Annotated in this window: 16 protein-coding genes; 3 read left to right on the top strand and 13 right to left on the bottom strand. The window is 61.2% G+C overall.

Translation table 11 applies throughout. The features are described 5' to 3' along the window. Positions 1-22: 22 nt before the first annotated feature. Positions 23-1,513: a xylulokinase gene (xylB, locus tag BMY06_RS17590; RefSeq protein WP_074984373.1), complete on the bottom strand. Its 1,491-nt coding sequence runs from the start codon at positions 1,511-1,513 to the stop codon at positions 23-25. An 82-nt stretch (positions 1,514-1,595) separates the two neighbouring features. Continuing rightward, entirely contained in the window at positions 1,596-2,918 is a 1,323-nt protein-coding gene (gene xylA / locus BMY06_RS17585; RefSeq protein WP_074984371.1) for a xylose isomerase, read from the bottom strand. A gap of 270 nt (positions 2,919-3,188) precedes the next feature. Here xylA and BMY06_RS17580 point away from each other — a divergent pair, with 270 nt between their 5' ends. Continuing rightward, entirely contained in the window at positions 3,189-4,427 is a 1,239-nt protein-coding gene (locus BMY06_RS17580; RefSeq protein ID WP_074984369.1) for a XylR family transcriptional regulator, read from the top strand. 38 nt (positions 4,428-4,465) lie between these two features. Continuing rightward, positions 4,466-5,530 (top strand): aldose epimerase family protein, encoded by a 1,065-nt coding sequence (locus BMY06_RS17575; protein ID WP_074984368.1) that lies wholly within the window; start codon positions 4,466-4,468, stop codon positions 5,528-5,530. A gap of 79 nt (positions 5,531-5,609) precedes the next feature. Here the strand turns inward: BMY06_RS17575 and BMY06_RS17570 are convergent, their stop codons facing one another. The 9 genes from BMY06_RS17570 to BMY06_RS38760 form a co-directional block, all read right to left on the bottom strand. Beyond that, on the bottom strand, positions 5,610-6,470 hold the full coding sequence (locus BMY06_RS17570) for a 3-hydroxybutyryl-CoA dehydrogenase (RefSeq protein WP_065060336.1): 861 nt from the start codon (positions 6,468-6,470) through the stop codon (positions 5,610-5,612). Between the two features lie 188 nt (positions 6,471-6,658). Further along, a complete protein-coding gene (locus tag BMY06_RS17565) occupies positions 6,659-7,225 on the bottom strand; it encodes an acyloxyacyl hydrolase (RefSeq protein ID WP_074984566.1) in 567 nt (188 codons plus the stop codon). A 481-nt stretch (positions 7,226-7,706) separates the two neighbouring features. Beyond that, positions 7,707-8,645, bottom strand: coding sequence for a DMT family transporter (locus BMY06_RS17560; protein WP_065060338.1), 939 nt, complete (start codon positions 8,643-8,645; stop codon positions 7,707-7,709). Positions 8,646-9,036: 391 nt separating this feature from the next. After that, positions 9,037-9,705 (bottom strand): endonuclease domain-containing protein, encoded by a 669-nt coding sequence (locus BMY06_RS17555; RefSeq protein WP_074984366.1) that lies wholly within the window; start codon positions 9,703-9,705, stop codon positions 9,037-9,039. Between the two features lie 227 nt (positions 9,706-9,932). Continuing rightward, positions 9,933-11,591 carry a hypothetical protein gene (locus BMY06_RS17550; RefSeq protein ID WP_074984365.1) on the bottom strand — a complete coding sequence of 553 codons (1,659 nt, stop codon included), beginning with the start codon at positions 11,589-11,591 and terminating at the stop codon, positions 9,933-9,935. An 84-nt stretch (positions 11,592-11,675) separates the two neighbouring features. Beyond that, positions 11,676-11,918: a hypothetical protein gene (locus tag BMY06_RS17545; RefSeq protein WP_074984363.1), complete on the bottom strand. Its 243-nt coding sequence runs from the start codon at positions 11,916-11,918 to the stop codon at positions 11,676-11,678. A 107-nt stretch (positions 11,919-12,025) separates the two neighbouring features. Continuing rightward, a complete protein-coding gene (locus BMY06_RS17540) occupies positions 12,026-12,598 on the bottom strand; it encodes a recombinase family protein (RefSeq protein ID WP_074984362.1) in 573 nt (190 codons plus the stop codon). Positions 12,599-13,362: 764 nt separating this feature from the next. Continuing rightward, positions 13,363-13,878 carry a hypothetical protein gene (locus tag BMY06_RS17535; RefSeq protein WP_074984360.1) on the bottom strand — a complete coding sequence of 172 codons (516 nt, stop codon included), beginning with the start codon at positions 13,876-13,878 and terminating at the stop codon, positions 13,363-13,365. A 1-nt stretch (position 13,879) separates the two neighbouring features. Next, positions 13,880-14,956: a hypothetical protein gene (locus tag BMY06_RS38760; RefSeq protein ID WP_124263159.1), complete on the bottom strand. Its 1,077-nt coding sequence runs from the start codon at positions 14,954-14,956 to the stop codon at positions 13,880-13,882. A gap of 654 nt (positions 14,957-15,610) precedes the next feature. Between BMY06_RS38760 and BMY06_RS17525 the strand changes: the two genes are divergently transcribed. Then, positions 15,611-15,961: a HigA family addiction module antitoxin gene (locus BMY06_RS17525; RefSeq protein ID WP_313903856.1), complete on the top strand. Its 351-nt coding sequence runs from the start codon at positions 15,611-15,613 to the stop codon at positions 15,959-15,961. A 181-nt stretch (positions 15,962-16,142) separates the two neighbouring features. Here the strand turns inward: BMY06_RS17525 and BMY06_RS38755 are convergent, their stop codons facing one another. Then, the gene (locus BMY06_RS38755) at positions 16,143-16,367 is read right to left on the bottom strand and encodes a hypothetical protein (RefSeq protein ID WP_124263158.1); all 225 of its coding nucleotides are present in this window, start codon (positions 16,365-16,367) and stop codon (positions 16,143-16,145) included. A 99-nt stretch (positions 16,368-16,466) separates the two neighbouring features. Beyond that, positions 16,467-16,782, bottom strand: a 316-nt coding sequence (locus tag BMY06_RS17520) for an integrase core domain-containing protein (RefSeq protein ID WP_143064427.1), incomplete at its 5' end; no start/stop codon positions are given.

The following is a 16,782-nucleotide window of genomic DNA, read 5'->3' as shown; positions in this document are numbered from 1 at the left end:
GACGCTTCGTCGCCGGTGCGTCTCACGCGCCGGTGGCGAAAACCGGTTCGAGCGCCGCGTAGAGCGCGCGAAACGTCGGACGACGCGCCTCGCGATACCACGCATGACGCGCGGCGTCGGGCTCGCGCACGGCGAGCACGGGTGGTTGCGGACACACCGTTTCGAGCGCCGCGCCAGGTTCGAGTGCGAGTTGCGCGAGCCGCGCCGCGCCCAATGCCGGACCGACTTCGCCGCCCGCACGCAAGGTGAGCGCGCGACCGCTGATATCGGCGAGCATCTGCGTCCAGTACGCGCTGCGCGAACCGCCGCCGATCACCGTGATCGTCTCGGGCACGAGCCCCGCCGCGTGCAGCGCATCCATGCCGTCGAGCAGCGCGAAGCCCACGCCTTCGAGCGTCGCGTTCGCGAGATCGGCGCGCGACGTTTGCGGCGTCATGCCGTAGAACACACCCTTCGCGTTGACGTTGTTGTGCGGCGTGCGTTCGCCGCTCAGATACGGCAGAAACCACGGACGGCGCGCGTCGAGATCAGCGTTCGTGTGTTGCCCGGCGTCGGCGAGCATTGCCGCCACGTTGTCGTAGTGCGTGAGTTGCGCGGTGAAGTCGAGGCAGCTCGCCGCGTTCAGCATCACCGACATCAGATGCCAGGTGCGCGGCAGCGCGTGGCAGAAGCTATGCACGGCGGAATCGGGATTGGCGAGAAAGCCGTCCGAGACCGCGAAATACACGCCCGAGGTGCCGAGCGAGAGCATCGCGTCGCCGGGACGCACGATACCCACGCCGACCGCGCCCGCCGCGTTATCGCCGCCGCCCGCCACCACGGGTAGTTCGCGCAAACCGAAGGCTTGTGCAATCTCGGGACGCAGCCTGCCCGTCACCTGATTGCCTTCGACCACCTGGGGCATCTGCGCGCGCGTGAGTCCGCACGCGGACAGGAGCGTGTCGCTATAGTCGCGCTTCGCGACGTCGAGCCAGAGCGTGCCCGCCGCGTCGGACGGATCGGTCGCGAACACGCCCGTCAGCAGCCAGCGCAAATAGTCCTTCGGCAGCAACACGTGCGCGATGCGCGCGAAGATCTCCGGCTCGTGCCTGCGCACCCAAAGCAGCTTGGGCGCTGTGAAACCCGGCATGGCCAGATTGCCCGCCAGCGCATGCAGCTCGGGCACCGCGCGTTCGAGTTCGCGACATTCGGCATCCGAGCGGCCGTCGTTCCAGAGAATCGCGGGACGCAGCACCTCGCCATTGGCGTCGAGCAGCGTCGCGCCGTGCATCTGGCCCGTCAGGCCGAGCGCTTCGATGTGATCCGTGTCGATGCCGTTGCGGCGCACTTCGTCGAGCAACGTGCCCAGCGCGGCGCGCGTGGCCTGCCACCAGTCCTGCGGCGCCTGCTCGGACCAGCGCGGCTGCGGACGGCTTGCCGTGAGCGGCGCGCTCGCCGTGCCGAGCACGTCGCCCGCACGATCGAGCAACACCGCCTTGACGCCCGAGGTGCCGAGGTCGATACCGATGAACATTGTCTCCATCCTTTATTCTGGCGGCGCGCGCCCGCAGGCGCGCGTCCGCTTGCTGCACCGACTTCGCGAGTCGCGTGGGCGCTCAGCGCAGGCCGTAAATCGCCTGATTCACGACGTTTTCGAGGCGCTCCTGATGACCGCTCGCATGCTGCGGATTGACACCGTGCGCCGCCGCATCGGCCGCCAGCGACGACAGCGAGAAGCCGCCCGCGAGAATCTTCCGGCCGAACTCCGTGTCCCAGCCCGCGTAGCGCTGACGCTTGAACTGTTCGAGGCGTTCGTTCTCGACCAGCACAGCGGCGCGTTCGAGTGCGAGCGCGAGCACGTCGATGGCGCCGACGTGACCGTAGAACATATCTTCCGGATCGCTGCTCTGGCGGCGCACCTTCGCGTCGAAATTCATGCCGCCGGTCGTAAAGCCGCCGTGGCGCAGAATCTCGTAGAACGCCAGCGTCAGCTCTTCCACGCTGTTCGGAAACTGGTCGGTGTCCCAGCCGTTTTGCGGATCGCCGCGATTGGCGTCCACGCTGCCGAAGATACCGAGCGCGTAGGCCATCGCGATTTCGTGATGGAACGAATGGCCCGCGAGCGTCGCGTGATTGGCCTCGATGTTCACGCGAATTTCATTCTGGAGTCCGTACTGTGTGAGGAAGCCATGCACGGTCGCGACGTCGTAATCGTATTGATGCTTGGTCGGTTCCTGCGGTTTCGGCTCGATCAGCAGCGCGCCCTTGAAGCCGATGCGCTCCTTGTGCTCCACCACCATCGAAAGAAAGCGCGCGAACTGTTCGCGCTCACGTACGAGATCGGTGTTCAGCAATGTGTCGTAACCTTCGCGACCGCCCCACAACACATAGTTTTCGCCGCCGAGCTTGTGCGTGGCGTCGAGCGCGTGGCACACCTGCGTCGCCGCATAAGCGAACACTTCCGGATTCGGGCTCGTCGCCGCGCCGCCCGCATAGCGCGGATGCGAAAACAGATTCGCCGTGCCCCACAACAGCTTCATGCCGCTCGACTGCTGCTTCGCGCCGAGGTAATCGACCATGCGCGCGAAGTTTTCGGTGTAGTCCTTCAGGTCCTTGCCTTCGGGCGACACGTCGGTGTCGTGGAAGGTGTAGAACGGCACGCCGAGCTTCGTGAAGAATTCGAACGCGGCGTCGGCTTTCTGATGCGCGCGTTCCATTGCATCGCCCGGTTGCTGCCACGGACGTTTGAACGTGCCCTGCCCGAAGATATCGACGCCCGGCCACACGAACGAATGCCAGTAACACGCGGCAATGCGCAAATGCTCTTCGAGCGTCTTGCCGAGCACCTTCTTCGTGCGGTCGTAATGGTGATAGGCAAGCGGATTATCCGATTGCGGACCTTCGTAACGAATCGCGGGAATGGCTTCGAAATACGACATGGCGTCTCCGGTTATGTTGCGGCGCAACGGCACGCGCCTTGCAATGTGACGCCATACTGCCCGCGAGGCGCGAAGGCGGGCAATTGCGAAATTGCGCGAGCCGCGTAACGTTTCCTGCCAGCGCAGCGCGGCGTACGCGCACACGCGCCGCAGTGAGCCTAAAATAACCGGACACTTAAAACAGCCCGCGCCGCGCGCATCGTGCGCCGCGCCCGACACGGAGACAACCGCGCCTGCGAACCGCCGGTTTGCAGACGCCCGCGACACGCCATGAACCGCGCCCCCGCTTCCCAGACATCGCATCGGATCGCGCTGCTCTTCAACGCGAACAAGGTGTACGACCGCGAGATCATCGCGGGCATCGGCCATTACCTGCGCTCGACGCGCGTGGCGTGGGATCTGTTTCTCGAGGAAGATTTCCGCTGCCGCCTCACGGGCATCGAGCGCTTCGAGGGCGACGGCATCATCGCCGACTTCGACGATCCGGCCGTCGCCGAGGCGCTGCAAGGCTGCCCGCTGCCGGTCGTGGCCGTGGGCTCGTCGTTCGAGGACGCCGCGCAGTATCCCGCCGACCTGCCGTATATCGCCACCGACAACCGCAAGCTCGTCTCGCTCGCGTGGACGCATCTGATCGGCGCCGGGCTGCCGCATCTGGCGATGTACAGCCTGCCCGTCGCGCAGGAAAACCGCTGGGCGCAGGAGCGCGAACTCGCGTTTCAGGCGCTCGCCCGCGACGAAGGCGTCGATGCGCCGGTCTATCGCGGTCTCGCGACCAGCGCGCCGTCGTGGAATCAGGCTTCCGAACAACTGGGCGTCTGGCTCGATGCGCTGCCCAAACCGGTCGGCGTGATCGCCGTGACCGACGCGCGCGCGCGTCAGTTGCTGCAGGCGTGCCTGATGCATGGCATCGCGGTGCCCGAGCAGGTGGCGATCATCGGCATCGACAACGATCCGCTCACGCGCACGCTCACGCGCATTCCGCTGTCGTCCGTGATTCAGGGCACCGAGGAAATGGGCAAGACCGCCGCGCACATGCTGCATCAGATGCTGGGCGGCGCGCGCTTTCCGGGGCGGCGCATTCTGGTGCCGCCCGTCGGCATCAACGTGCTCGAATCGACGCGCCATGAGCCGCTGTCGAGCCCGCACGTCATGCGCGCGCGCCACTTCATCCGCCAGTACGCGTGCCAGGGCATCAAGACCGAACAGGTCGCCGATTACGTGGGCGTGTCGCGCTCGTCGCTCGAAGAGTATTTCCGGCGCGAACTGCATTGCACCGTCCACCAGGAAATCCTGCGCCACAAGCTCGACGCCGCGAAAGCCCTGCTCGCGAGCCGCGACGCAGCGAGCGCCGAAGTGGCGATCCGCTGCGGCTTCACTTCGCTGCAATATATGTACGCGGTGTTCCGGCGCGAGCTCGGCTGCACACCGCGCGAGTATCAGGACAGCGTGACGCCGACCGTTGCCGTCACGGCGTCGGCGGCCGCTCCTTCAACGCATTCCGCGGGCTGATTGCGGCCCGCCCGCCTCGACCACCACCACTTCGTCACATGAACAGTCTCGTCCAACTGAATCCGGAATCCTGGGGCACGCTGCCCGGCGGCGACGTCTGCCGGCTCTACACGCTGCGCAACGCCCAGGGCATGAAAGTGACGATCAGCGACTTCGGCGCGACGCTCGTCTCCTGGCTCGCGCCCGACCGCGCCGGCCGGCTCGGCGAAATCCTGCTCGGCCACGACACGCCCGCCGACTACGAGGCCGCGAGCACCTATATGGGCGCGCTGGTCGGGCGCTGGGCGAACCGCATCGCGGGCGCGCGCTTCACGCTCGACGGCATCGACTACGCGCTCGACCGCAACGAAAACGGCAACCTGCTGCACGGCGGCGCGAACGGTTTTCATCGCCAGTTGTGGGAAGTCGAAGAGGATCGCGGCGCGCTGCTGATGCGGCTCGACTCGCCCGAAGGCGACGGCGGCTTTCCGGGCAACGTGAGCGTGCAGGTGCGCTACGCGCTCGACGACGAAGGCACGCTGACGATCGAATACGAAGGCGTGACGGACGCCCCCACGCCGCTCAATCTCACGAGCCACGGCTACTTCAATCTGAGCGGCGAAGCGGGCGCGGACGTGCGCGGCCATATCCTCACGATCGACGCGGACAGTGTGCTCGAAGTCGATCCGCAGATGATTCCGACCGGCGTCGCCGACGTCTCGGGCACCGCCTTCGACTTTCGCCAGGGCGCGCCGCTCGGCGCGCGGCTCGACTGGCCCGACGCGCAACTGGCGCGCGCACGCGGCTTCGATCATTGCTATGTGCTGCGCGAGCACCCCGCGAACGCGGTGCGCCGGGTGGCGAGCGTCTACGAGCCGGCCAGCGGACGTGAAATGACGGTCGCAACCGATCAGCGCGGCCTGCAGTGCTACACGGGGAATTATCTGGAAGGCCAGCCCGGCCGTCACGGCGCGCCGTGCGTGCGCCATGCGGGGCTGTGCCTCGAAGCGGGCGGCTTCCCGAATCAGATCAACATGGAAGCGCCGCTGGCTGAAGCAACGGTGCTGCGTCCCGGCGACACGTATCGCCAGATCACGCAGTACGGTGTGCGCGTGCGCGCCTGACGCGCGCACGAGACACAACGCTGCGGTGCATCGTGACGAATCGCGATGCACCGTTTGGCTCAAGCAGCAAGAAGCGCGCTCACGAAACCTTGTCGTAGCTGTACACGCCGCGGCCCGTCTTGCGGCCCAGTTGCCCCGCCGCCACCATCTCGCGCAGCAGCGGACAGGCGCGATACTTCGAGTCGCCGAAGTCCTTGAGGAACACGTCCATCACCGAAAGACAGACGTCGAGGCCGATCAGGTCCGCGAGCGCGAGCGGCCCGATCGGATGATTCGCGCCCAGCTTCATGCCCGCGTCGATTTCCTCGGCGCTCGCGATGCCTTCGGCGAGCACGAAGAACGCCTCGTTGATCATCGGCACGAGAATGCGGTTGACCACGAAGCCCGGCGCGTTCTTCACGCCGATGGGCGTCTTGCCCAGACGCTGCGCCAGCTCGCGCACCGACTCGGCCACGGCCGGGCTCGTCTGCAGACCGCGGATCACTTCGACGAGCGGCATCATCGGCACCGGATTGAAGAAGTGCATGCCGATGAAGCGCGACGGGTCGGCGAGCGTGGTCGCCAGCGCGGTGATCGAAATCGACGAGGTATTCGAGGCGATGACCGCGTCGGCGCGCGCGGCGCTCTCGATCTGCTTGAGGATGCGCGTCTTGAGCTCGGCGTTCTCGGTGGCCGCCTCGATCACGAGGTCGGCGCTCGCGAGGCGCTGATAGTCGGTGGAGGTTTCGATGCGCTTGAGCGCGGCGTCGCGCACGCCCGCGTCCAGCTTGCCCTTCGAGACGAGCCGCTCGAGGCTGTGCGTGAGCGTGGCCACGCCTTTGGCGAGCGCCGCGTCGTTCACGTCGATCATCAGCGCCTTGAGTCCGGCCACGGCCACCGCCTGCGCGATGCCGTTGCCCATGGTGCCCGCTCCCACAATCCCTACCGTTTCGATTGCCATGCCTGCTCCTCACTCCTTGTCCGCGACGCCGGCGCATCGCTATGGAAAAAAACCGGCAATGCAGCGCGCGTGGTGCACTGCATCATGGACCATAGTGTAACGGGTAGTGGCGTGAAAGCGCCGCCGGCGCGGCGCAGTGGCGCGCCGCAGCGGCATGCGCGAGGCAAGGCGGGAAAGCGGAACAGCGTTCAGAAGTTGTACTGCACGTAGACCCAGGTGAAGTTGAGTCCGGGATTCGGCGTCTTGATATCGGCGTTCGAGATGTGCTGGAAGCGCACGCCCGCCTGGTAGTTCTGGTGCGCGCCGAACTGTGCGCCGACGCCGAGCATATCCGCGAACTGGAAGGCCGACGACAGCGTGCGGTCCGGCGTCAGCTCGACGTGCGTGAGCATGCGCACGCCCACGCCCGCCTCGAAGTACGGACGGATCCAGCCGGTGTCCTTGATGATGCGGAAAACCGGCGTCACGCCGAATTCCCAGATGGTCGGCTGCGTGGCCGCGGTCTCGCTCAGGTGCCAGTAGGCCGCGTGAAACTCGCCGACCACCGTGAAGTGAAAGCCCGCGATGTGCCACCACTGCAAGCCGGGGTCCCAGACGAGCCCGAAGTCGAGCTTCTTGACATCGTGATCCGCCACGCCCGGGCCGATCTGAATGCCGAACTGGTCGGCATGCGCACTGGCTGCGCCGGCAGCGAGTAGCGCGGCGCACAGGCCCCTGAGCAGGCGGCCCGCCCGCACCGATTTTCTTGCTGTCATGAACATCCCCGACAAGGAACGACACTTCACGACGCGGCCATATCCGGCCCGCTCTCCCTGAACCGCTGACTTCCGGCGCTGACGTCTGCCCGATCCCCGCGCGAGGATGCGAACGTCGTCGCCCTGTGAACTGGCTTGAGCCCATCGCTGCGCGCAAGTTCGGTCGTTTGCAAATGAACTTTCTGCGCAGTGTCGCCAGTTTAGTCGCGAATTTATGATCGTGCTCACAGCGAGCGCGCGCAATCATGCACACGCTGACTGAATGCTTTCAGCGATATTCATGGCGCCTGCAAGCGGTGCGCGCAGGTCGACCGGGACGGCCTCGCATTCAGCGAACGGCTTGACGGGATGAGCGTGGAGATGTGAAACGCGGATCGTCGCGGCGGGTGCCGCGGAACGATCCAGCAGAAGAACGATGATAGTTGCGAACGCAACGATCATCGAGAACGGAGAAACCTGGGCGTGCGCGAGCGGCTGGTGGCTAGTGCTTCGCGCTGGCGCGATGCTCGCGCGCGCCCATGCCGGGCAGACGCTTGATGAATCCGGTGGCGAGCGCGGTGCCGCAGAGAATCGCCACGCACGCCTCGACCATGCCGATCGACACGTGCTCGCCGAGAAACAGCGCGCCCCACAGAATGCCGAACACCGGAATCACGAACGTGACGGTGATCGTGCGCGCCGGACCGATCGCCGCGATCAAACGGAAGAACAGCAGATACGCGAGGCCCGTGCAGGCGACGCCGAGGCCGAGCGTCGCGCCCCACGCGTGCATCGACACGGCCGCATGCGGCCAGGTGGCAATCGCGAACGGCGTGAGGATGAGCGTGGCGGCCGTCATCGTGCCGGCCGCCACCGTGAGCGGATCGACGCCCGTGAGGTGGCGCTTCGTATAGCTCGCCGCCACGCCGTAGAGCGCCGACGCGGTCAGCGCCGCACCCGCCGCGAGCAGCGTCGACGTCGTGCTCGCGCCATCGCCCGCATGCGTGACGATCTGGTCCCAGACCAGCGCGAGCACGCCGAGGAAACCGATCACGAGTCCGGCCACGCGCAAACCGCTCAAACGATCCTTCAGCCAGAAGTACGCGACGATCGCGCCAAACAGCGGCGTGGTCGCGTTGATCACCGAAGTCACACCTGCGGAGAGCGTCAGCTCGGCCCATGCGAACAGGCAGAACGGCGCCGCCGAATTGAAGAAGCCGACCACAAGCAGCGGCCAGGCGCGCTCGCGCAGCGCGCCGAGCGCCTCGCGCGGCGAGCGTCGCGAGAACAGCACGAGCAGCAGAAACAGCGCGCCGATCCCCACGCGCAGCGCCATCAGCGGCGCCACACCGAGATCCGTCACGCCGACGCGGATAAAGAGAAATGAGCCGCCCCACAATGCGGCGAGAAAGACGAGCTGGGCGAGTTCGATCGGATTCATGGAGGCAGCGAGGTCGATGATGTGCGGTTGCGCTGCGACCAGGCGTCGCGCGCGATGCGCTAATCGTAAGGGTCCGGACAGGTCCCTCATAGCGAATCATTCTCACCGATATGTGAGAAAAATTAACAGCCGATTCTTGCGCATATCTCTTGCGCACATCGTCATCGCGAAAACCGCGCGCCAAAAGAAAAAGGACCTACGGTTTTCACCGTAAGTCCTTTTTCAACTTCCTGGTCGGGGCGAGAGGATTTGAACCCCGGGCGCACCCAAAAATACCAAAATAAATCAATAATTTACAAAAACAGTGCGTTGCCGGTGTAACAGGCCGGTGTCACAGTTCGGCAAAGGAAGACAGCCCTTCACCGCTGTGACCCCTAGCCTCTAAATGAATCTATTGGAAGCGTACAGCAATAAGAGGCAATCCACTACGCACATATTCTTGCGTCTCCGGCCGATCCCAACTTGCCGCCGCCTCGTCGGCCTCAGCTTTGTCCAAAAGCCGCAGCTTTGCCCCCCACTCGATAGCCAGGATCAGCATAGATACCGCTATCGCGCCCTGTTTCCAGCAGAGCCTCTGGCCTAGGCTGGCGTAAATTCTGGCCCATTCGTCCTCCCAAGCCGCTGGGCGCACCTTGGCGGGATCGCCTGAAAGTTCTTCACTGAGCTGCACAAGAGCCTCCAGAACCTCGCGCGGCATGTCGTCTGGCACCTGTTGCGCGGGTGTTGCGTCTAGCGCTCCGTAGCGATCCATGATGCCCCCTAAGACCTCGCACGGGCGCTTCCAGAACCTCAGGTAGTCCTCCATTCTGGCCAGCCAGCCCGCCGGCAAGCCGCCGTACTTCGCGCGGTGCCAGATTGCGTCCTGAGTATCGCCTTTCGCCAGATGCCCCTCTGCACCATTGCACGGGCGGCATAGCACGCCTCGCGTCATCCCCGTTCCGTGGCAATGATCCTGCACTGCGGGCGGCCCTCCGCACACAGGGCATCGCAGCCCCGACAGCTTGGCCCGCGCCTCTCTAAGCGCGCGCTTGGCCTCGGTGTCACCCCGTAAGCCAATCATTGGCCGCTTGGGCTTCGATGCGCGTTCCGCCTCCGCCGTCAACTCCGCCAACGCCGCATCTGGATCAACCTGGCATTCCGCCAACGCTTCGTCAACGTTAAAACTTCGTCTTGCTCTCATATTCCGATATCGCCCCTTCAAAGATGTGGGGGGCGGCAAAAGTCTTTACTGGCGGGCGTTACAACGTGATGAAAGCGCCCGCCCCCGCAATTCTTCCTACACTTCTACTAATTCGCTTTAGCGAGCGGTACGACCTTGCTCCGCATAGCCGCCAGCATCGCGCGACTCTCCGCCTCTTGCTCCGCCTGCAACTCTGCCCTACGCATTTCAAGCGCGGCTTTGCCGGCGTCCGTGAGTACCATCTGCCACTTCTGCGCGCCGCTGTCATGCGCTGTGCTCTTTCGCTTCTTCGTCTTCGTCAGACAGCCAAGGTCGCACGGCACGTCCATAACCTGCCTGAGCGCCGTCCCAAGATTCCGGGCATTCCAAGCCCGTGAGCCTCGTACACGGCCCTCCACGACCTCCCGAAGCGCGTGCAGTACGTCGGCCTGCTCTATCTGCGGGTCGTCTAGAAGCTCACGATTCAGCATCCCTGTGGCCATCCTGTCGGCAATCTCAGGCACGGCTATGGCGGCTTCAATCACGCTGCGCACCGTCTCCGCGTCACCTCCTGGTGACAAAGCCTCGTCTACAACCGCGCGCGGCCATTCGAACGTCTCCGGCATCAAGCGGCACGCGAGCCGCACAGCGGGCGCAATCAGGTCCGCAAAATCCGGTGACACGTCCCGCAGCCATTGCTCTTGCTGGCGGCCTTCGCGACCCTGCGCGTACTCCAGAATCGCAACCGCCGCCCCAGCAAACGCTCCCCGCTGCTCCCGCACGCGTTCCAGCGGGTCGAACGAATGCGGCTTGTCCTGCGGGTTCATTTCGCCTAGCAGCCGGATATTCAGCGCACGACGGCGCATATCATCGCTGATATCAATGTTGTTGCCCGTAACCGCCAGCAACGCACGGGTTACTACCTGCTCGGTTTCCTTCCATTGACCAGCCTCCCGCACGTCAACGTGCCCCGCCGTCAGCATCGCCTCCAGCGCCTGCGAAGCAAGCCGCCGCCGCAAATTGTCGATCAGCATTACGGGCTGGCGGGCGTTCGCCATGATTCGCTTGTCCAGTTCCTCGTCCGTCGCCGCTGCCGTTCCCGCGCAGCGGTCAACGTCCTCGCGCTGCGGCACCATCGCGCAAATCGTCTCCGCAAGCAGTGTCTTGCCTGAACGCGGCTGGGGCGCTTCGATAACAACGCAGGGGGCGGTGCGCAACGTTGCCCGATTCGCCGCCGTCAGCATCGCAGCAAGCGCAAGCGCCTTGTGCCGGGCATCCATAAACGCGAACTCCTCAAGCGGGGCCATCAATCGGCCAACCTGCTCACGAAACTCGGCGTCGCTGGAAACTACTGGCGGGGACTCGGCGCACTCGCTGGGGATCATCGCCACCCCATCGCGAACACCCGGCGCAATGTCACGCATGGCCTGCCATCCATCCCGGCGAACCATAACCGGGAACCTTACGACCGCTGCCACTTCTTTGCCCCGCCTCGCCGCGCCCTTGGCGAACAGTTCGCTTGCGCGCTGCACCAGCTTCTCCGGCACGGCCTTCACGCCACGCGCGCCAACTGCCACAACCGACTCATCTGCTGCGAACGCCTGCGCGAGCGTCCGCGCGCTCATGGCCTCAAACTCTGGTTCACCAAGAAAGTTTGCGGCAAGCATCCGGTGCGGCTGGCCTTGGTACAGGAACAGCCCTGAATCCTCCGCCAGCATTGCGTGGGCTAATGTCTCGGCGTACTGCTGCTGTCTACTCGGGGCTGCATCAACTACTACTTTCTGCATTACGTGGTATTTCCTAATCGCGTTACTCGTTGTCTCTCATGTGGTTGCTAAAAGCGGCTCGCCAAAACCGCGCCCGCAGCAAGCTTACCCGCCGGTCATCGCGTCCGCCAGCCTCGCTTGCGCCAGCAACCCCTGCCCCTTGGCCGCGATTTCAAGCCCCATAAGCGCCTCTTGTAGCTGCTCGATGGCCCCCTCCCCCGCCTGCCAGCGGGCTTTCATTGCATCAAGGGCTTGGCGCGCATGGTGGATTTCCTCGCGAATCCACTCATCAAAATACCTCTCCGGGCCGCCGTACTCCGGGTTGATGTCTTCGGGGGCGTCGGCCAATCCGCGTCAGGATCGAGCATCTCCCAAACGGCCTCATCGTAATGTTTCATTTCCTTTGCACTCCTTACTCTATGGGAAGGATTGCAGCCCTTTTGGGCCGTTCCGGGTCAGTCGGCTTTGATTTGCTGATACAGCGTCTCGCGGCTGATTCCGTATTCCTTCGCCAGCGCGGTTTTCTGCTCGCCTGCGGCGGCGCGCTTCCGCAATTCGGCCACCTGTTCCGGGGTCAACGCGGGTTTGCGGCCCTTGTACACGCCTCGCTTTTTCGCCGCCTCGATGCCTTCTTGCTGACGCTCACGGATCATGGCGCGTTCGAACTGAGCGAACCCGCCCAACATCGTCATCATCATGTCGTCCATCGGGCTATCGGTGCCTGCCGCGAATCGCAAGGGCGGCTTGATGAACTCGACCGCTACACCCTTGGCCTTCAGCTCGCGCACGGTGCGCAACAGGTCCTCGGTGTTCCGGGCCAGGCGGTCCATCGAATGCACAACCAGCGTGTCGTCTTTGCGGACGTACTCAAGCGCGGCCTGCAACTGCGGGCGGTTCGTATCCTTGCCGCTCGCTTTGTCCTCGAACATCCGATCGACCGTGATCCCTTCGAGCTGGCGTTCCGTGTTCTGGTCAACGCTCGATACCCGGATGTACCCGACCCGCTGGCCTTTGTGTTCTTTGGTCATGCTCTGTCCTGTTCAAAGTGTCAGGATAGGTTATAGACCCTTTTTGCTGGCGTGTAAAGAAATCCCAAAACAACTCTAATCTGACACATTTCCGGCCTCTCCTGACAGTCCGGTTAGGGTGTACCTTAAATCGACAATCTCCCGACAATGAACTACGAATGCACCTCACCGTGAACAGAGACCGTTCGCACGCCCTGAGTAATTTGATGGGATCCACGTGACTTATGGGATGTTCGCGCCAAGAGGAGTGAGAAAAAATGATTCTCGTTATCCTTGACATGGCTATCCATGTCGTTGGGATTGCGCTCGAAATCTGGTCTCTCGTTAGATAGACCCGCTAAGTAGAGCGTTGCCCCGATCCCCGCTTTGCGCGGGGCTACCGACCCCGCTCCGGCGGGGGTTTTTTCTTTCCGCTTGACAGGCTTAAGCGCGAAGTGGGTTTCCTGCTTGCGCTGCGCAGGCATCGACCGCTAGGGCTCCCTAATCCGAGCACGTTGATTGATGTTCTTCGTCGCGCGCCAATTCGACTACTTATAAAGCCGCCGCTGGCAAATCCCGGCACCGGAAGCAAAGGCATCTCCCGCTGGCGGCACACTGATCCAGTAAGGTATCTAGGCTAGGGGATTGCCACCTCCTGCCCCGGACAAGACAGCAACCTTGTCGGTCTGCCTCTTTGGTTGTCAGTCTATCGGAGCAGGCGGTGTCATTTGGAACAAGAAGCTGGAGGGGCGAACATGCCCTCCTCGGCATCGCGCGCGGTTCGTTTAATATGAGTTATCTACCTGCCGCTCTCGACGCTTCGAATGTAAATCGTTGATGAACATTATGTTTGCAACTGCGACTCGAAAAATAGCCTCAAGCTGCAAAATCGAGAGCGCCACCGCGAGTGACAATGCGGCCCATTTCAGCGACGCTATGTGATCACTATAAAGCTGTGTTTTAGATAACACGAATTTCAGCATGTATGTAATCAATACAAACATTACTGCCAGAGCCGACTTTAGCACCCCCGCGACCAATGCCTCCAAGCGTCGAGTATCACTTAAATCAGCAGTAAAATCAGCGGAAGCGACCGTAGTTGGATTTACAAATCTTTGCAGTGCATTAGGATAAATAATTGCGATCCAAATACCCATCAGCGTAAATACCATTCCCGCAACCGCCAACAACGAGTCTGTAAAATTCTTGAAATCACCAATAGAATAATCGACATTAAAATGCCAACCTAACAAATAGGATGCAACGATTACAGCGCCATAAATAATAGCACGCAAAATCATCCTAGGTTCCTGTCTTTTGGTTAATATTATTCTCAGATTTTATCGGATCAATGGCCGGCTCAAGATAATAATCTCGCCGTTGCAGCAATTGCTCGTACAGCTTTACCGCGCTAATAGCACCCTTCTCTTTTTGATCGAAATTTATATCATGCTTTAAGCGATATCTATCAACCCAAACAGTCGTTTTTTCATTCGTTGAAAAACCAACGTTATCCCATTCACTCGGTTTTCTGTTGTCTTTTGCGTACTCTTCGACAATCCGCTTCAGCTGCTCAGGGGTGGGACGCGCTTCCGCTCGAACTTCAATCTGTCTCGTCGTTGATTTCGGTTGCGTCTTCAGAAAGGGGAGCGTCTTATTAAACACACGCACCCACTCGGCGCTGTCATCCGCCGTGGAAAAAGAAATGGTCTCTCGCCTTATCACATGAGTGATTTTTTGCGCAAGCTCGTCTAATTTCCCGTCCGCAGTATTCATTGTTTTCAGACTGACATCGAACCCAAAACGATAGCGTTGCTCTGAGGATTGCGTTCCATCAGTGAAGCTCAATCGGATCTGCCCACCCGGGGTGGTCTCCTTCAGCTTATTTGGATGTTTTACCTTGTTTGTGATTGCCTCACGCACCCAGTCCTGAAATAATTGCGAATCCGTAACGGAGTGCTCAAATTTAATCGACACAACTAAATTCAAAGACGGAATAATCCAATAATAGCATGGACGCCCCCAAATTACTTTGGAACCCTTGTGATTAGCAGTATATTCAACCACCTTACCCGAACCCGTTATCGCATCCTCTTGCGCACCATAAATCGTGCCATTGCCACCAGCTTCCGACTTCCACAAGACCAAAACCACATCTCCGGTCTCCTCAGAAATGAAGATGTCGTTGCAATAGCAATTAGATCCCTTTCTAAATTTCTCATTCCATGGCAAGGTATCTGATAACGAGGTAGTGGCAAGCCATGCGCCAATTCGATCAAAACATTCTTTAACATCCAACCCGTAAATTTTAGCATCTTGATGCTTATATAATCCGCATTCATTAATACTAAAATAATTCATATGACCCGTAATCATCATTTTATATTTCTCTTTTCTGACTAAATTTTAAAAACTTCGGTATATCTCACAATGACAGGCGCTTGTTCGAGAACAGCCCGGAACCGCCGCTTGCCATGTTTCCATTAGACACCATGCGGCTACTTAAAACAACGCAACATCGGTCGCTTTGCGGGACGTCGGTGGCAGCGAGAGTTCTGGCGGAAAATCTAACGGGTGCGGTTTAAGGGCAGGGCGCCGAATAGCTACCCCTAGAAAACCACAGCGAATTCGCGAATGCGGCTACCTAATCCACCACCGCGTCAAAAAGCAAGTCAGCGGGGGCAATCATGTGCGCAAAGATCGCTAGAGTTCCAGCGTCTATAGCTTCCGCGCGGGGCCACGCCCGCAAAGTCGCCAGAGATGCGCACGCAGAACACGCGAAAGCCGCCGCGAACTTAGAATATCTCCTGCGCCGGAGGCGCTGATCGTTCTCAACGATATGTCGATCATCGTCAACATGCAAAGCCGCGACGACAGAACTGCGTGATATTGTCCTCCGCATGAACACGCCCCGTAGATGTCGTCAGCGCAGCATTGCGCCTCGGCTCAGCAACTTATGCGACAGACGCCGATGCGGCGCGGAGATGCATCTCTCGGACATACAAAGGCGATACCGTAAAAGTCTTGTGTACCATGGCAATTACTCATCCTACTGCGCGAATCATGTCAATTCGGACGAGCCCACCACTCCACCCCGGCGAGATTCTTCGCGAGCACGTCTTGCCCGCGCTCGGTCATTCAATCGCCACGGCGGCAGATGAACTCAGCGTCAGTCGTTCTCGATTAGCCCACGTGATCCACGAACGAACAACGCTCTCGTGTGAGATGGCCATACGTATCGAAAAATGGCTACGTAATATCCCCGGCGGCGGCACGGCAGACCAGTGGATTTCGTTACAAACAGCTTTCGATTTATGGAGGGCGAGGGAAAAGGGGATAATCGGCGTGCAGCGCTTACCAGATTCCGCCTTCCGATTTCGCTAACCCTCATGGCACACGCGGTTGCCACCTGCAGGATTGCGCAACCGTAAATGAGGTTGCTCTCGGGAGCACTCCGCTGGCGTTGCGGAGATGTTCTGGATGTCTTGAGCAGAAGCACCAACAAGAATTCTACGCAGATAGGCGCTACGGCCGCCCTCGCACTAAGTGCAAAGCCTGCATGCGCTCAGAGCAGCGACGACGCGGCCCACGCAACCCAGCCAAAAAAGCTGAGTATCGCCGCCGGATAGGCGAAACGAATCCAGATATCAAGTACGTGCCAAAGAGTGAGCGTATGGCTAGGGCCGCTGCTTGGCGTGAAAACAAGCCGCAGCCAATGGCACCAGACGAGTTTGGCACGTGGTATCGAGCACAGCGCGCTGCGCACCGTGCCCAACTGCACGACGCGCACGTTCGAATATTCCGTACAGGGCGTGTGCAGTGGCGCATCCGTTACCAACGTGACCGAGAATTTGCGATTGGAGTTGCCCCTGTAATCCCGGACACAGCTTCACACTAAGGTTGCTGATTCCGTCGTGCGCCGAAACGCTCGTGGTGAGCGGTACTTCAACGCGCTATGGGGATGCTTCTCGTTGTAATGCTCGAATGCGATGGCCAGGTTACTTGCTGCGGTTGCTGCATCCGGTTTCGGCATGAAGGCGACGTAATCGCGTTTCATCGTCTTTACGAAGCTCTCGGCCATGCCGTTACTTTGTGGGCTGCGCACCGGCGTGGTCAATGGCTTCAGCCCGATTTTGGCTGCAAACCGGCGCGTATCGTCCGACGTGTAGCCCGAGCCGTTGTCGCTTAACCACTCGATTTCGGAT

This window comes from Paraburkholderia tropica, assembly GCF_900109265.1.
GTDB classification, from domain to species: domain Bacteria; phylum Pseudomonadota; class Gammaproteobacteria; order Burkholderiales; family Burkholderiaceae; genus Paraburkholderia; species Paraburkholderia tropica.
This window is presented reverse-complemented; position numbering and strand designations above follow the sequence as displayed.

What these genes read in the sequence shown, in the direction of transcription:
- BMY06_RS17555 (WP_074984366.1), bottom strand. Translation starts at nt 9,705, where the DNA reads ATGATTGGCTTACGGGGTGACACCGAGGCCAAGCGCGCGCTTAGAGAG.
- BMY06_RS17535 (WP_074984360.1), bottom strand. Translation starts at nt 13,878, where the DNA reads ATGATTTTGCGTGCTATTATTTATGGCGCTGTAATCGTTGCATCCTAT.
- BMY06_RS17560 (WP_065060338.1), bottom strand. Translation starts at nt 8,645, where the DNA reads ATGAATCCGATCGAACTCGCCCAGCTCGTCTTTCTCGCCGCATTGTGG.
- BMY06_RS38760 (WP_124263159.1), bottom strand. Translation starts at nt 14,956, where the DNA reads ATGATGATTACGGGTCATATGAATTATTTTAGTATTAATGAATGCGGA.
- BMY06_RS17580 (WP_074984369.1), top strand. Translation starts at nt 3,189, where the DNA reads ATGAACCGCGCCCCCGCTTCCCAGACATCGCATCGGATCGCGCTGCTC.
- xylB (WP_074984373.1), bottom strand. Translation starts at nt 1,513, where the DNA reads ATGTTCATCGGTATCGACCTCGGCACCTCGGGCGTCAAGGCGGTGTTG.
- BMY06_RS17575 (WP_074984368.1), top strand. Translation starts at nt 4,466, where the DNA reads ATGAACAGTCTCGTCCAACTGAATCCGGAATCCTGGGGCACGCTGCCC.
- BMY06_RS17540 (WP_074984362.1), bottom strand. Translation starts at nt 12,598, where the DNA reads ATGACCAAAGAACACAAAGGCCAGCGGGTCGGGTACATCCGGGTATCG.
- BMY06_RS17570 (WP_065060336.1), bottom strand. Translation starts at nt 6,470, where the DNA reads ATGGCAATCGAAACGGTAGGGATTGTGGGAGCGGGCACCATGGGCAAC.
- BMY06_RS17565 (WP_074984566.1), bottom strand. Translation starts at nt 7,225, where the DNA reads ATGACAGCAAGAAAATCGGTGCGGGCGGGCCGCCTGCTCAGGGGCCTG.
- BMY06_RS17550 (WP_074984365.1), bottom strand. Translation starts at nt 11,591, where the DNA reads ATGCAGAAAGTAGTAGTTGATGCAGCCCCGAGTAGACAGCAGCAGTAC.
- BMY06_RS17525 (WP_313903856.1), top strand. Translation starts at nt 15,611, where the DNA reads ATGGCAATTACTCATCCTACTGCGCGAATCATGTCAATTCGGACGAGC.
- xylA (WP_074984371.1), bottom strand. Translation starts at nt 2,918, where the DNA reads ATGTCGTATTTCGAAGCCATTCCCGCGATTCGTTACGAAGGTCCGCAA.